Here is a 14574-nt window from a genome sequence, read left to right on the forward strand (position 1 = left end):
ATCCAGACCCCTTGGTCGGGACCGGGGTAGTCGAGGTTCCCCATACGGTGAACGTGGCGAGAGGCGAGCGCGGTCAACACGCCCCACACGATTCGCCCGATGCCGATCGCTGCCAGCACACCCCGTTCTGCCCAGTCCTGGGAATGTGCGGACTCCATGGCCTCAGCCGCAGGCCTGCCACGGTTCGGCAATCTGGTTTTGTTGCGAGACTGCGTATTTCGCGAATCCGTGTATTTCATGCCTTCCAGCGTCAGCTCTGGCGCCGTGGCCCGCAACTCGCGTTCAAAGCAGCTGCCGCACCGGGTCAGGGTAGTCACGAAGCGGGCTACTCATGTTCGCCGGTGGCCCTCGGTCAGTTTAGACGGGCGCTCCCGCGTCGCGTGAGTCGCGCGGCCCGCGATTGCCGCCGGTCAGAGCATCGGGAGGTTTGGGGGTATCTGGAGTGCAACGGTGATGAGGGAGTGTACGCGGGCGGCGATGATGCTGAGCAGGCCGTTTATTTCGCTGGGCGCGACTTCGGCGGCGGTTTGTAGGGACTTCAGGTCGGTGTCGATGCGGGCGAGCAGTTCACCGATGTCCTCGGGCTGGGAGTTCAGGGCGGTGGCGATCTCCTCGAGCGAGATGCCTTGTGCTTCCAAGCGTTGGATGAGGTGGATGCGGTCGACGGCGGCGGGATCGTAGAGCCGGTAGTTGCCCGCAGTGCGTTCGGCGGGGACAAGCAGCCCCAGGCCGGTGTAGTAGTCGATGGTGCGGGAACTGACCTCGGCGCGGGAGGCGAGTTCTCCGATTCTTACCAGGCCCTCGGACATCAGCACCTCCCGGACGCGACAGAACACTCAAGCATGCAGCGGCCCGTGCCGCTGCCCGGGCAACGAGCCGCAATCACATTACCGTCACTCGACGGCCCGTTCCAGCCACGTTGCGGCCGGGACACACAGAACAACCTTACAGTGTTACGTGCTACTGTGGATTGCGCGGTGGGTTCTGCGACTTCCCCGCCGCTCACGCGCGGTGCTGTCTAGTTCCGTGCCGACACCATTGCGATCCGGTACTCGGGTGGCCGCAGGCCCGGCACGAGTCGGGGCAGCCAACGGGGATTCTCGTGACCCGTAGTCCATCTGTTCCGGAGCTTGTACCGACCGAAGGAGACCACTAGGTGGGAATCGACTACACCAAGTCCGAGGCTGGGCGGATGCCCTCGCCAGGAACAGATTCGGGAACAGTGACCCTCACCAAGTCCGCGCGAAGCGTCACACTGACCAAACCGGGCGTAGACCACGGCGCGATGCGAGTGAACCTGAATTGGAGCTCGACCGCGCCGCGGAAGAGGGGCTTTCTGGCGAAGCTGGCGGGCGTCGGCGGCGGTGTCGACCTGGACCTAGGGTGCTTGTACGAGCTCGCCGACGGCAGCAAGGGCGTGATCCAGGCCCTGGGCAACAGCTTCGGTGCGCTGGACCGCCCGCCGTTCGTGGCTTTGGACGCCGACGACCGAACGGGCGCGACCACAGGCGGGGAGAACCTGCACATCAATCTCGAACGGCCCGAGGTGTTCCGGCGAATCCTGATCTTCGCCATGATCTACGAAGGAGCGCCGAACTGGGCGACGCTGGACGGAAAGGTGACGATGTACCCCAGCGCGGGGCCGCGTGTGGAGGTGTGCTTGGACTCGCCGGTCGATGGTGCGCGGATCTGCGCAGTCGCCTTGTTGACCAGCACCGGGCAGGAGTTGAGCGTGCGGCGTGAGGTCGACTACATCACCGGCAACCAGGCCGACCTGGACCGCGCCTACGGGTGGGGCATGAAGTGGGCGGCGGGTAGCAAATGAGTGGCATCGCAACCGATTCGGCTGTTGGTTCTGTCTTCGCACGGATCGGTCGATACAGATGAGTTTCTCTGCCACGGACTCGGCGAGCGTGAATCTGGCTCTGCTGCCCGGTTTTCTGGATCCAGTGAATCTGCTCAACTCGTTCGGCACTTGGATGCTGGTGGGCCTGCTGGCGGTGGTGTTCATCGAGTCCGGTCTGCTGTTTCCGCTGCTGCCCGGTGACTCGCTGTTGTTCACCGCTGGTCTGATCGCGGCGTCGAAGTCGACCGAGATCGCGCCGTTCGCGCCGATCGAGGTGCTGTTGCTGCTCATTCCGGTCGCCGCCGTGGCGGGTGATCAGGTGGGGTACCTGATCGGGGCCCGCGGCGGAACCAGGTTGTTCAAGCATGACCAGGCGCGCTTCTTCAAGAAGTCCTATATCGAGCAGTCGCACGCCTTCTTCGAAAAGCATGGCCCGATCACCATCGTGCTGGCGCGTTTCGTGCCCATCGTGCGCACCTTCGCGCCGGTCGTGGCTGGCGCGGCCGGGATGAAGTACCGAGTGTTCGTCGCCTACAACATCCTCGGTGGCGTGCTGTGGGGTGCGGGGCTCACCTATCTGGGCTACCTGCTCGGGCAGATCGCGGTGGTCCGCGACAATATCGACCTGATCTTCCTGCTCATCGTGTTCGTATCGGTGCTGCCGATCATCGTCGAGGTCGCCAAACGCGGTCTCGCCAAACGGCGCGAGCAGTCGGCGGACCCGGTCACCCAATCGGTTTCCTAGTCAGGCCGTGCGCGAAAAACCCTGCCCGCAAGTGCTTCGGCACGGGGCGGGCAGGGACTCAGCCGTCGGCCTGCTACTGCATGGCGAAGCGCAGCAGGGCCTGCATATCGCCCTGCTTGATCTTGCCCTTGCGGTCGAGGACTTCCAGCTGCCAGGCCGGGCCGTTGCGGAAGGCGCGCGCGATGGCGTTGGCGTTGTCGGCACCCAGCATCGAGGGCCAGATGTCGGCCACCTGCTGGACGCCACCGCCGGAGGCGTCGTAGATCTTGAACGAAATGTTGTTGGCCTTGTCGAACGAGCTGCCCTTCTTGAACGCCGCCGCGACGAAGATGATCGCGTCAATGCCACCGGGCACATCGGCGAAAGTGACATGGACGGTCTCGTCGTCGCCGGAGGCGGCGCCGGTCTGCTCGTCACCGGTGTGCAGGACCGAGCTGTTGCCGAGCGGGTCGAGGGAGTCCAGGCCGGCGAAACGCACAGGTTCGCTGCCTTGCATGAGAATCGCGACCAGATCTAGGTCCACGCCCTTCTTGCGGCGCGCGATGCCCAGCAGCCCGCCGCTGGCTCCTGCGGAGGGGTCCCAGCTGACCCCGACGCTCATCTTGGTGATGCCGGCCAGATCGGCGGCACCGTCTTCCTTCTTCAGCGTAATCATCGATCAACCTATCTCTTGGCGGTGATACCTTGCGACGCAGTGATTTTCACGCATTCGGCCCGGTCAGGCAGCGGCCGAGCCGGTGGCGGGTAGCAGACGTTCGAGGACGTCGGTGAGCGTGACGAGGCCGATCAGCGCGCCGGTGTCGGGGTTGGCGACCACGGCGATATGGCTGCGGGATTCGCGCATGATGCGCAGCGCCTCGTACACGGGCACCGCGGAGTCGAAGCGCAGCACCGGGCGCATGAGATCGCGGGCCGTCGTGCTGGTGGATGCTCGCATGCTGTCGCGCACGTGCAGCACCCCCGCCAGATCCGCGCCGTCGCGAACGAACAGGCGCAGATGACCGGTCTCACGCGAAACCCGTTGAATCGCATGGAGGTCCGCATCAGTGGCGACACTGCTGGGCGCGGTGTTGGGGCGCACGATGTCGCCGACGGTAAGCGCTTCGAGTTCCAGTGCGGCGGAGAGGTTTCCGTGGTAGCGCTCGTCGAGCGTGCCCACAGTTGCGGAATGTTCGATCAGGTGGCGCAGCGCGGCGGGGTTCTGTCCGGCGTCGACCTCGTCGACGGGGGTGACCCCCACCTTCACCAGGCACCAGTTCGCCAGCCGATTGAGCACCGACAGCAGCGGGAGAGTCACCCACATGAAGGCGCGCATCGGAATCGCCAGCAGGATCGCCGAGCGTTCCGGGTGCGCGATGGCCCACGACTTGGGCGCCATCTCGCCGACCACCAGGTGCAGGAAGGTCACCACGATCAGCGCGAGGACGAATCCGGCGACGTCAGCGATCCACAGTGGCGCACCGAGGGCCTCGATGCCCGGAGTGATCCAGTGGTGCACAGCGGGTTTGGTGATCGCTCCCAAGGCGAGCGTGCACACGGTGATGCCCAACTGCGAGCCCGCCAGCAGCACCGACAGCTCCGACGCGCTGCGCAGCGCGGCCCGCGCGGGCGCACTGGTCGCAGCGGCGTCCTCGAGGCGATGCTTACGCGCGGCGATGAGTGCGAACTCCACCGCCACGAAAAACGCGCTGGCGGCGATCAATCCCAGCGTGATCGCCGCGACGACCCAGGGGCTACTCATCGGTGCCCACCTCCTCGCCGGTGTGCGGGGTGATCAGTACGCGGGACGGCACCCGCTTGTCCACCTGCCGGACCTGCGCCAGGACCCAGCGCCGCGGTTGCGGATCGTCGGTCAATCGGACCGCGGTCGCGGGCTCGAGGTCGATCTCGACGCTGTCGCCGACCTCGGGTAGCGCGCCGAAGCGGGCGATCACCAGACCGGCCAGGGTTTCGAAATCGTCCTCGGGCAGTTTGAGTTCCAGCAGACGCGACACCTCGTCCAGGTGCAGATCACCGGCGACGAGCCAGCCACCGTCCACGGCGACGACGTCGTCGTTGGCCTCGGGGTCGTGTTCGTCGTCGATCTCGCCGACGAGTTCCTCGGCGATGTCCTCGACGGTGATCATGCCCGCGAAGCCTCCGTACTCATCGACGACCAGGGCCATCTCCTGTTTCGCCTCGGTCAGGACGGTGACAACGCCGGGCAGAGGGAGCGATTCGGGCACCATGACCGCCGCACGGACCCGGCGCAGCGCTTTCTCCGATGGGTCGGCGTCGAGCAGGTCGTGCAGGTGGATGATGCCGCGCAGGTCGTCGCTGGTTTCACCGATCATCGGATAGCGCGTGTGGCCGGTGCTCATTCGCTCGCGGACCTCGCCTACCAGGGCGTCATCGGAGACCGTGTCCACCCGGGCCCGGGGAATCATGGCGTGTTCGGCTGTGCGCATTGGGAAATCAAGGATGCGATCCAGCAGCGTGGACAGTTCCGGAGGCAGTTCGCCCGCGTTCCGCGAGGCCGCGACGATGTGCTCGAGGTCCCGCGCGGTCGCCGAATGCTCCACGTCGTGGACCGGCTCGATGCGCAAGGCGCGCAACAACACGTTCGCCGACTGATCGAACAGCTTGATGAGCCAGCCGAAGACCTTCAGATACACGGTGGTCGACAGCGCCAGCCGGCGCGCGACCGACTCAGGGCGGGCGATGGCGAGGTTTTTCGGGAACAGCTCGCCGAAAACCATTTGCACGACAGTTGAAAAGGCCACGGCCACAACAGCACCCATCGCGATCCCGACGCCGGCGGGTATGCCGACCCCGCCGAGCAGTTCGCCCAGTCCACGTCCGATGAGTGGTTCGGCGACGTAGCCGACCAGCAGTCCGGTGACGGTTATGCCAAGCTGCGCGCCCGACAGCATGAATGACGTTCGCCGCGTCACCCCCAGCGCGCGTTGCGCGGCCGCGTCTCCGGCTTCGGCGCGGGCCTTGAGCCGGGAGCGGTCCACGGCCATGTACGCGAATTCCTGAGCGACGAAATAACCCGTCAACGCGGTGATCGCCAGCACGACCAAGATACCGAATCCAACACTCAGCGCAGTGAGCACGACTCCACCTCCTTCGCGAAGGCAGGGCTGTGCTCAGCACGGGGCAGGTTGGGTATTCGATATTTGCGCTTGGCGCGTCTCATCGGCTCGTTTCGATATCGAATCGGACGGGTGGCGCGCTTGAGACTATCACGTTCAACTGTATGGTCTTCGCTGCCGATGGTGACGTGGAGGCGCTCATCGACCCCGGAGTCGGTGTCGATTCTGCATGAGAATCTCCATATCACCTGTGCGACAGTCGATGTCGAGGCCCCGCCGGACGAGGGCGTGGGCGCGTCTACCCCCGCCCGGGGATAGCCCTGCCCGATCGCGCGGAGCTTCCATTCCGCGCCATTGCGATACAGCTCGCCGAACGCCATCGCGGTCTCGGTGGAGGCGTCCTCGCTCAGGTCGTAGCGGGCCAACTCGGTGCCGTTAGCGCGGTCGACAACCCGGATGTAGGCGTTGCGCACCTGCCCGAAACTCTGACTCCGCGAAGCCGCATCGTAGATCGAGACCGGGAACACGATCGACTCGATGGTCGCAGGGGTGGTGGCCAGGTCGACATTGATGACCTCGTCGTCGCCCTCGTCCTCGCCGGTGCGGTTGTCACCGGCGTGCTCGATCGCACCCTCTGGCGAGTCCCGATGAGGGAAAGCCTGTCGCGCGAACACGTTCTGGCGGTAACGAGTTCGGCGTTTCGGATCGCCAGCAGGAGAAGCCGGTCGACTTTGACCGCTTCCCGGTTTCGGTGCCCCTTCATGGTTCTACCCGTTGCGGCGTAGCCAAAAGCACAGTGGGACAAGAAGTTATCGGTGTCCGGCTGCGGGCGGCTGCTTCTTGGTGTAGAAGAGCTCGGAAGCCGCGATACCGATCGCGATCACGACGGCGATCCCGGCGATGAGGTTGCCCCAGTAGGTGGCGATCCCGAATCCTATGACGAGGGCGACTACCAAGAGCGCCAGCTCGATAACGGTCGGTTTCCTGGTCGCTTTTCGCATGATGATCCTCCGATCCTGTATGGGCTGTTCACGCGGGGCTTATCGCGTCGGGGCGGTGCGTGGTGGAAGTGCTTCCAGCTCGGCGACTTCGACCTTGTGCAGGTGTTCGATGATGTTTCTGGGCTGGTTGTCGGGGTCTTTGCGGTAGAAGGCCGCGCCGGATTCGAAGGCCAGGTAGGCGTGGTCGCCGAACACGGTCAAGCCCTGGGACATGGAGGGGGCGCGGAAGCAGCGCAGGCGTGCGGTGTCGAGCTCGGTGGATCCCTCACCGCGCCGGACCGCGTAGATGTTGCTGCGATTGGGGCGGGTGTAGGAGGTGCTGTAGAGGAACACCTCGTCGGTGACCACGAGCCCCTGGGTCTTGGTCGGTACCTCCCACGGGCCGTCGCGTCCGGAGAGCTCGCCGTTGGTGTTCACCTTGTAGGAGTACATCTCTCCGCGCTTGTCGGGCTCGAACGAACCGGTCCACAGGGTGTCGCTGGGGCCATGGCTGGTCAGGAAGCTGGAGCCGCCCGCGACGGCGATATCGCCGCCCTCCTTGGCGATATGCGAGGAGTTCTCAATGGCTTGACGCAATCTGTCGAGCGGATACTTCCAGACCGACTTCTCCCCATCGCCGACGATGAAGGCCCAGCCCTGTTCCTCGAAGACCGCGATACCGCCGACGTGCGACGCATCGACTTCGGCGGTGCCGACGAGCTTGCCGCTCTCGGCATCGAGTGCACTGATATACGAATTCGCGTCACTGCCCGGGACATACGACGTGATCAGGATCAGGTCGTCCTCGCCCTTCCAGTTCGACCAGGTGGCTGTGCCCTGCGGGACATGTGAATCCAGGTGCGGGATAGTGTGACTGTCGGTGAATCGGTTGTCGTAGGCATCGGAGGCGCGGGGACCACCGTAGAAGGATTTGTCGCTGGTCACTTCGTCGATGCATTTGATCGCGGCGTTGGGGTCCGGGTCCGGTTCGGGTGGTGGCGCACCCGAGGCGCTGGTGGCCACCATCACCGGAACCACCATCAGGGATCCGAACACCGTCGCGATTCTGATCAGGATTGGTTTGCGTAGTGCCATCTCGATACCTTGCTGTGGACTGCGAGCGGTAAACGGCGCGCGGTACCCACCGGGTAGCGGTCGCAGTGCCATCCGACGCGAGGCCTCGGCCGTTCGTTCGGCGACTACCCGCTCCTCGTCGTCCGAACCCACGCCCGCTCTGTCATGAGCCGGGATATCGCCGTGAATGTGCAGTTCACGGTCCTTCTTCGTCGTAGACATACCAACGGAATTCGTATCCGGAACGCTGCATCGCCGGAAGTTCTACGGCTGGATCCAGCGTCGTAAGCTGTGTGCGCCAGGCAGCCAGAAGGTCGAGGATCGGTCCGGGTAAAGGCGCTCCGGGAAGTTGCAGTACATCGCCCCATCGTGGTTGGACGGTCGGTACGCCACGGAACCCGATCGGTCCGAAAACCACTTCGTAGGGTCGCCAAGTCAGGATGTGGTCGTCGAACGTGGCGTCCACTGTGACGATCCCATCCGGATGGTCACCTGCGCCGAACAAGGAAGCACGCAAATCGCATTCCTCCCACATCAGCACCAGTTGCGTTGAGCAGATCGCGGCCGCCGCACGGCCGAGTCCCGCAATGGCGGCATGGGCGTCCGCGCCGCGGTGGTAGAAGCGGGACATGACATAGCCCGCGTGGGGTTCGGGTCGGTCCTCGAGAATGAAATGGAGTTGGGGCCGCGGTGCCATGCCTTCGAACCGGAGGCCCTCGATCGCCCGCTCGACGATCCGCTGTTCGATTCGCTGAACGTAGGCCCTGTCAATTGGCACAGTCAGACCGTCCTTCCACCCACTCCCATGGGCGGTGCCGAGCGGCAATGTCCCAGCCGGCACCAGCCCATCGATCATTTCAGGCTCACTTGATCATGGGTGGCAGTTTGGACAAGGCGGCCCCCGCGCTCGCCCCACCGGCCGGCCAGCAGGGCCGCTTGACCGGCCCCTTTCCGAGGGCTAGCGTCTAGCGCATGAACCCCTACAGCCTGTCTGTAGGCGGACAAAATGTGTCAAAGTCCCTGATGGCGCACCATTTTCACTGATCGAAGCCCGAATATTCGTGTTCAAGTGCTGGCGAACGAGCTCTAGCGTTGGTTCTGCCCAGCGCATAAACACGCATTCTCCGCTCGCAGGCCAACAATCTGGGTCACAGTGCGACCTTGAACACTGTTCGTGCTACTCCTCGTACTCGACGGATCGCACCGACATGCAGGCCCCGCCGTCGTCAGCGACGGGTGGGGTTGCAGCAGTCCAGACCTGTGCGCTTCGCGGGTTGCCAAAGCCCCGAACGAGGCGCTGCCAGATGATCATGGCGACCCTGAAACTCAGCGCGGGGATAGCGTGACGTTTCTGTGCAGGTGGGCATGGTATGGCCCCAGGCCGAATATCTTTCGATCCTCCGCCCTCGGGGCATCAATAGGCGGTCGTCGGCAACCTAGTGCTACCACGTAGAACGCGGGTACCGGGAATGAGTGAACGCTGACAGGACGGCTCCGTCTTCGCGCACGAACCCGACATTCATATCAACGGAAAACACCAGTCGACGCCGCAAGATCACGGCGTCTGGTTGTCTTACGTGGTGGCCGACGGTAGGGAGGCGGGGAGGTGTTCGAGGCCGCGGTAGGTGCTGAAGGTGACCTCGACACCGAGACAGGTCCAGTAGTCGCGTAGTTGGGGGGCTTGGCCGTAGCCGACGGCTTGATCTGCTCGACCGAGGGTCAGCAGCACGCTGGGCGGCGGGGGCTAGAGCGCCCAGGTGCCTGGAGAGAGGCCCCTCCCGGTCCCTCACAATCAGCGAGTTCTCCAGTGTGACGGGACCCCGTGATTCGGTCCACCTGGACCGAATTCATGGGGTCAGGTCAAGTGGTCTAGGACAACCCGAGCAGTACGCGCCTGGCTGACACCCGCACTCACACTACGGCGCTGCTGGACCGCCTGGTCGAACATCGCCCCCCGCCACCTGAACTCCAGCAACTGATCGATGAACGACGCCATCAACGCAGTCCGAGACTTGCGCCTCTGCCTCCCATCCTGAGCCAAAACTACCGGTGATTGGCGAAGTCGGCGACCTTGGACATGACGTTTCGACGGTAGGTGATTCTTCCCGCGTACGAAATTGCCATGTTAACTATGTTTTGCAGCATTGGCATGGGGCGCAAAACATCTACGATTAGAACTACTCGATCGCCGTTGCTATTGTTTTTAACTTCATGTTCCCAACTATCATCGAACAGGACGCTCTGGCCCTCTTGCCATGTATGCCATTCGTCGCGAACCCGAATGCTCGGTGGATCAACTTTCGGCACCACCAGGCCGATGTGATACCTCAGATATCCAGCATATCCGCGGTGCGGGGGAACAGATTTTCCAGGCTCAAGAATGGAAAAGAATGCTTGAAACAGATTCGGCACCTGCGCCAACACCGCCGCCGTCTCGGGGCATCTCGTCGCGTTGGGTTCCGCCCACTTTCCCATGCTCCAGAGGTAGTATACCTTCCACTTTCTGGGCGTTGTTGCGGATATTGCGGTCTGACCAGGGTCCAGATCATGATATTGGGGAAGATCGACATTCTCACCCAGCACCTTCTCAGCTTCGCGCTTGATGGCTGGATATGCTGCGTCAATTACACGCAATGCAGGGTAGGTTTGATCGATGTCATAGAACGCTGGTCGACTATCCCCACCGGCCGTGCGGGAAAACCAGACGCTGATCTTTCCCAGAAGGGGCAACAAATTCACAACTATACTCCGATGTGTTCCGATACTACTCAATCTTGAAGAACGTTGCGCAGGTGAGGACCGTACAGACGCAGCGATTCTTTCTGCATCATTGTTGAATGGCTGCAGTCGACTGGATATTCGTTGACCCGTCCAGCGACGTACGGCTGCCATCCGGTTTGCTCGGGTGAATGCAGTTCGCGTTGTTTCGCAATAATTATTTCGATATCGCCAGGGAATACCTCAAGATTGTGATTTGATTTCAATTCCCGATACCAGCGACGGTTGTCGATTATGGAGTCAAAAAACCACGCCGGAGGAATCAGATTCTGCATACCGGATCGTTCGGCTACTTCAGTAACGTTCTGATATGTAAACGGCTCCGGTTGGACCGGAAGATGGATGTCGTTATCAAGTAGGTACTCCCGGAGTATCCTCTCCCCCAGGAGCTCGCTATCCCCTTCAGGGGATTTTTGCATCCGTTCGGGATATGCGTCCAGGATGATGAGGTGCCGAACGGTATCTCCCCGTTGGGTGAGAATATTCGCAATCTCATGAGCGATGATCCCTCCGGCCGACCACCCCAGGAGGTTGTACGGCCCGATCGGGTGGCTTGATTTGATCAGGTCGACGTAACCGATTGCCATGTTGTGGATTGAGTTTGGTCGAGATTCGCCACCAGTTTCGAGCTGCCTTATGCCGAAGATGGGGCAGTCCAAGAAATCTCTCAAGGACCAGTACGGCCAGGTCACTCCACCTGCAGGGTGGATGCAGAACAAAGGAGTTCCTGAAGCTTCTTGAATTACTTCAACAGGCTCGAGCCGGGCGATCTGCTGGTCTTCCGCGGCCATCATCGACACTGCCAGACTGGCGAGACCCGCGACTGTCGGTGTCTGGAACATCAACCGCACCTCCATGTCGAGGTTCAACATGTCACGTACGCCTGCGACTACTCGCATCGCGGTCAGAGAGTTGCCGCCCAGATCGAAGAACGAATCGTCGATCCCGATCCTCTCGACCCCCAACACACGCCGGAAGATGGACACGAGGGCTTCCTGCAGCGGCGTCGATGGCGCTCGATACGCCACACCTGACGCGAACTCCGGCGCTGGCAACGCTCGTCTGTCCAGTTTCCCGTTCACCGTCAACGGCAAAGCATCGACCACCATCACCGCCGATGGAACCATGAACTCCGGCAACCGAGTCGTCGCGAACCGGCGTACCTGGACCGGGTCGACCACACCTGCCTCGGCCACGACGTATCCGACCAGCTGCGGGTCTCCTGGAACCTTGTGGCTGGCTACCACCGCCGCCTGAGCCACCCCTGGACATGCTGTCAGTACTGCCTGAACCTCACCTGGTTCGATCCGGAACCCGCGGATCTTGACTTGGTCGTCGACGCGCCCCGCGAACTCCAGTTCTCCAGCACCGTTCCAGCGCACGAGGTCCCCAGTGCGATACAACCGGTCCCCGATACCCCCGAACGGGTTGGCAACAAACCGCGACGCGGTCAGTCCTGGCCGACCGTGATAGCCGCGAGCCACTTGGATCCCACCGACGTACAACTCGCCCGCGACGCCGACCGGAACCATGCGCAGTCCGGAATCCAACACGAACAACGCTGCCCCCGAGATAGCCCAGCCGACTGAGGGCACACCAGAATTCGCCAGCAATGGTCGGCTGATTGTGATGTTCACCGTCGTCTCGGTCTGGCCGTACTCATGAACCATGAGTCGTCCCGGCGCGAACCGGTCCACCAACTGCGCTGAACAGAGTTCGGCACCCACGATCAGCACAACATCCTCGAGCTGGTCGGGAGAGAGTACCGCCAGTGTCGAGGGCGTCAACTTGAAGTGGGAAACCCTCTGCCGCTTCAGCAGATCTACTAGCCCTGGACCAGGCGTCGCTTGTTCTTCGGTGGGGAACACCGCGGCAGCTCCGGTCAGCAAGGCGAACCAAAGGTTCCCCGCCGATGCGTCGAAAGACAAGGGAGCCCACTGCAGGATTCGACTGTCAGCAGTGATCGCGGCCCGTTCGACATGGGCAGCGACATGGTTGGCGATACCGGTGTGAGTGACGGCAACGCCCTTGGGAACGCCGGTGGTGCCGGAGGTGTAGATGACGTAGGCGGTGTGTTGTGGTGCGGGATAGGGCAATACGGCTACGGCGTGCGTATCGATGCGGGGGTCAGTGACATCAATGACGGAATCGGGTCGAATCTGTGGTTGCAGTAGGGTGATTCGGTCGAGGTGCTCAGTTGTGGTGAGGGTCGCCGCAGGTGCGGCATCGGCCAAGATGAATTGGACCCTCTCGTCGGGATAGGCGAGGTCGATCGGCACGTACCCCGCACCAATCTTCACTACCGCCATCACCGCGATCATCACGTATTCCGAACGCGGTAGAGCCAATCCGACCAGATCCCCGACGCTTACACCCATATCGGTCAGCAACCCGGCCAACCGGCCTGACGCCTCATCGAGCTCCCGATAGGTCCACGACCGATCGTTGAACACCATCGCCGGCGCATCCGGACGTACCCGCACCTGTCCTGCGAACAGTTCGGGTACAGAAGCTCCTGGTTTTGGCGTAGCGATCGTGTCGTGATTGCCCCACGCGGCGAGCTGGCGGCGTTCGGTGTCGTCGAGTAGGTCGATCGAACTCACTCGGGTGTCCGGGTTGTCGGTGATGGCGGTAAGTACCCGTTCGAATCGGGTTACTAGGGATTCGATGGTGCGGCGGTCGTACAGAGCGGAGCGGTATCCAAGGGTGCCGGTGATTCCGGCGGGACGTCCGTCGGGATCGACGTGCTCGGTCAGGGTCCAGGTCAGGTCGAAACGGGCGGTGCCGGTGGCAACCGTGATCGGGGCGATGTCCACCTCGGTGAAATGCCCGGTCGCGGTATCGATTCCGTTGCCGGTTGTGGTGTTGTTCTGCCACGTGAGCATGACTTGGAATAGTGGGTGGTGGCTCAGCGAGCGTGTGGGCGCCAGGCGGTCCACGACTACTTCGAACGGCACGTCTTGGTGGGTGTAGGCCTGCATGCAGCGTTCTTTCACCCCATCGAGTACTTGGGTGAAGGTGGGATCCCCGGCCAGGTCGGTACGCAGCACGAGGGTGTTGACAAAGAATCCGACCAGATCATTCAGTGTCTCGTCGGTGCGTCCAGCGATTGGGTAGCCGACCGCCACATCGTCTTGGCCGCTGAGCTTGGACAACATTACCGCCAAGCTGGCTTGGACGACCATGAACACGGTCGCGTCATGCTCGCGTGAAAGTTGGAGCAGTCGTTGCTGGAACCGTGGCGACCATTCGAAACTCACAGTGCCGCCCCGCGGATCTGCCACCGTGGGATATGAGCGGTCGGTGGGAAGTTCCAAACGGTCTGGGAGCCCGGCCAAGGCGTGACGCCAGTAGTCGAGTTGTGTGGTGATCGCGCTATCGGTTTCGTCGAGGTCGCCTAGCCATTCCCGTTGCCACAGCGTGTAATCGGCGTACTGCACCGCCAATGGAGACCAGTCCGGCACCCGACCCTCACACCGCGCCCGGTAGGCGGTGGCCACGTCCCGGATCAAAGGCGCCCACGACCAACCATCCCCAGCGATGTGATGCACCAGCAACACCAGCACTCGATGATCGGCACCGACGTCGAATACCGTCGCACGGACGGGGATCTCCGCTGCTAGATCGAATTCGTAGCTCACCGCCACGGTGATTTCCTGGTCCAATCGCCTCCGGGACCATTCGGTTGCGTCGATAACTTGCCAGCCCACATCGAGGTGGTCGATAGAGACGATGTGTTGGTATGCGACGCCGTCGATGTCGGGGAACCTGGTGCGCAAGGCCTCGTGTCGGGTAACGACATCGGTAATCGCCATGCCCAGCGCGTTCGGATCGATTGCACCGGTCAGCCGTAAGACCAACGGGATGTTATAGGTAGAGGATGGTCCCTCCAGCCTGGAGAGGAACCATAGTCGGTTTTGTGCGTATGACAGCGGCAACAGTCGCGGGCGTTCCCGGACTGTCAGTTCGGGACGCTGATTGAGGTTTGCTTCGGCTTGCATCGCCCCGGCGAGGCCTGCGACGGTCGGCTGTTGGAATACCAGCCTTACCTCGATATCTAGGTTCATGAGGCTC

12 protein-coding genes and 1 pseudogene are annotated in these 14574 nt (G+C 62.5%); 2 read left to right on the top strand and 11 right to left on the bottom strand.

The genetic code is table 11. The features are described from left to right. Positions 1 to 317, bottom strand: a 317-nt coding sequence (locus JK358_RS39790) for a hypothetical protein (RefSeq protein ID WP_232852609.1), incomplete at its 3' end; no start/stop codon positions are given. Positions 318 to 410: 93 nt separating this feature from the next. After that, the gene (locus JK358_RS38385) at positions 411 to 809 is read right to left on the bottom strand and encodes a helix-turn-helix domain-containing protein (RefSeq protein ID WP_201958715.1); all 399 of its coding nucleotides are present in this window, start codon (positions 807 to 809) and stop codon (positions 411 to 413) included. Between the two features lie 347 nt (positions 810 to 1156). Here JK358_RS38385 and JK358_RS38390 point away from each other — a divergent pair, with 347 nt between their 5' ends. After that, on the top strand, positions 1157 to 1825 hold the full coding sequence (locus JK358_RS38390; protein WP_372440813.1) for a TerD family protein: 669 nt from the start codon (positions 1157 to 1159) through the stop codon (positions 1823 to 1825). Between the two features lie 58 nt (positions 1826 to 1883). Beyond that, positions 1884 to 2591 (top strand): VTT domain-containing protein, encoded by a 708-nt coding sequence (locus JK358_RS38395; protein ID WP_201958717.1) that lies wholly within the window; start codon positions 1884 to 1886, stop codon positions 2589 to 2591. A gap of 73 nt (positions 2592 to 2664) precedes the next feature. On the opposite strand, the gene JK358_RS38400 is transcribed toward JK358_RS38395, so the two are convergent. From JK358_RS38400 to JK358_RS38440, 9 genes and pseudogenes are all read right to left on the bottom strand, one after another. Next, a complete protein-coding gene (locus JK358_RS38400; RefSeq protein WP_201958719.1) occupies positions 2665 to 3246 on the bottom strand; it encodes a TerD family protein in 582 nt (193 codons plus the stop codon). 63 nt (positions 3247 to 3309) lie between these two features. Further along, complete coding sequence (locus JK358_RS38405; protein ID WP_201958721.1) at positions 3310 to 4332, bottom strand: CNNM domain-containing protein; 1023 nt, start codon at positions 4330 to 4332, stop codon at positions 3310 to 3312. After that, positions 4325 to 5689 (bottom strand): hemolysin family protein, encoded by a 1365-nt coding sequence (locus JK358_RS38410; protein WP_201958724.1) that lies wholly within the window; start codon positions 5687 to 5689, stop codon positions 4325 to 4327. The genes JK358_RS38405 and JK358_RS38410 overlap by 8 nt, the downstream gene beginning before the upstream one ends. Before the next feature lie 293 nt (positions 5690 to 5982). Then, a pseudogene (locus JK358_RS38415) lies at positions 5983 to 6324 on the bottom strand (TerD family protein); the annotation flags it as partial. Between the two features lie 153 nt (positions 6325 to 6477). Then, positions 6478 to 6669, bottom strand: a complete 192-nt coding sequence (locus JK358_RS38420; protein WP_201958726.1) for a hypothetical protein — start codon at positions 6667 to 6669, stop codon at positions 6478 to 6480. 39 nt (positions 6670 to 6708) lie between these two features. After that, the gene (locus tag JK358_RS38425) at positions 6709 to 7704 is read right to left on the bottom strand and encodes a hypothetical protein (RefSeq protein WP_201958728.1); all 996 of its coding nucleotides are present in this window, start codon (positions 7702 to 7704) and stop codon (positions 6709 to 6711) included. Positions 7705 to 7918: 214 nt separating this feature from the next. Further along, a complete protein-coding gene (locus JK358_RS38430) occupies positions 7919 to 8578 on the bottom strand; it encodes a hypothetical protein (RefSeq protein ID WP_201958730.1) in 660 nt (219 codons plus the stop codon). A 1187-nt stretch (positions 8579 to 9765) separates the two neighbouring features. Continuing rightward, entirely contained in the window at positions 9766 to 10461 is a 696-nt protein-coding gene (locus JK358_RS38435; RefSeq protein WP_201958732.1) for an aspartyl/asparaginyl beta-hydroxylase domain-containing protein, read from the bottom strand. Between the two features lie 29 nt (positions 10462 to 10490). Further along, positions 10491 to 14567, bottom strand: a complete 4077-nt coding sequence (locus JK358_RS38440; RefSeq protein ID WP_232852610.1) for a non-ribosomal peptide synthetase — start codon at positions 14565 to 14567, stop codon at positions 10491 to 10493. Positions 14568 to 14574 lie beyond the last annotated feature (7 nt).

Source organism: Nocardia acididurans, from assembly GCF_016741815.1.
In the GTDB taxonomy this organism is placed as follows: Bacteria; Actinomycetota; Actinomycetes; order Mycobacteriales; family Mycobacteriaceae; genus Nocardia; species Nocardia acididurans.

What these genes read in the sequence shown, in the direction of transcription:
- JK358_RS38420 (WP_201958726.1), bottom strand. Translation starts at nt 6,669, where the DNA reads ATGCGAAAAGCGACCAGGAAACCGACCGTTATCGAGCTGGCGCTCTTG.
- JK358_RS38395 (WP_201958717.1), top strand. Translation starts at nt 1,884, where the DNA reads ATGAGTTTCTCTGCCACGGACTCGGCGAGCGTGAATCTGGCTCTGCTG.
- JK358_RS38440 (WP_232852610.1), bottom strand. Translation starts at nt 14,567, where the DNA reads ATGAACCTAGATATCGAGGTAAGGCTGGTATTCCAACAGCCGACCGTC.
- JK358_RS38385 (WP_201958715.1), bottom strand. Translation starts at nt 809, where the DNA reads ATGTCCGAGGGCCTGGTAAGAATCGGAGAACTCGCCTCCCGCGCCGAG.
- JK358_RS38400 (WP_201958719.1), bottom strand. Translation starts at nt 3,246, where the DNA reads ATGATTACGCTGAAGAAGGAAGACGGTGCCGCCGATCTGGCCGGCATC.
- JK358_RS38430 (WP_201958730.1), bottom strand. Translation starts at nt 8,578, where the DNA reads ATGATCGATGGGCTGGTGCCGGCTGGGACATTGCCGCTCGGCACCGCC.
- JK358_RS38405 (WP_201958721.1), bottom strand. Translation starts at nt 4,332, where the DNA reads ATGAGTAGCCCCTGGGTCGTCGCGGCGATCACGCTGGGATTGATCGCC.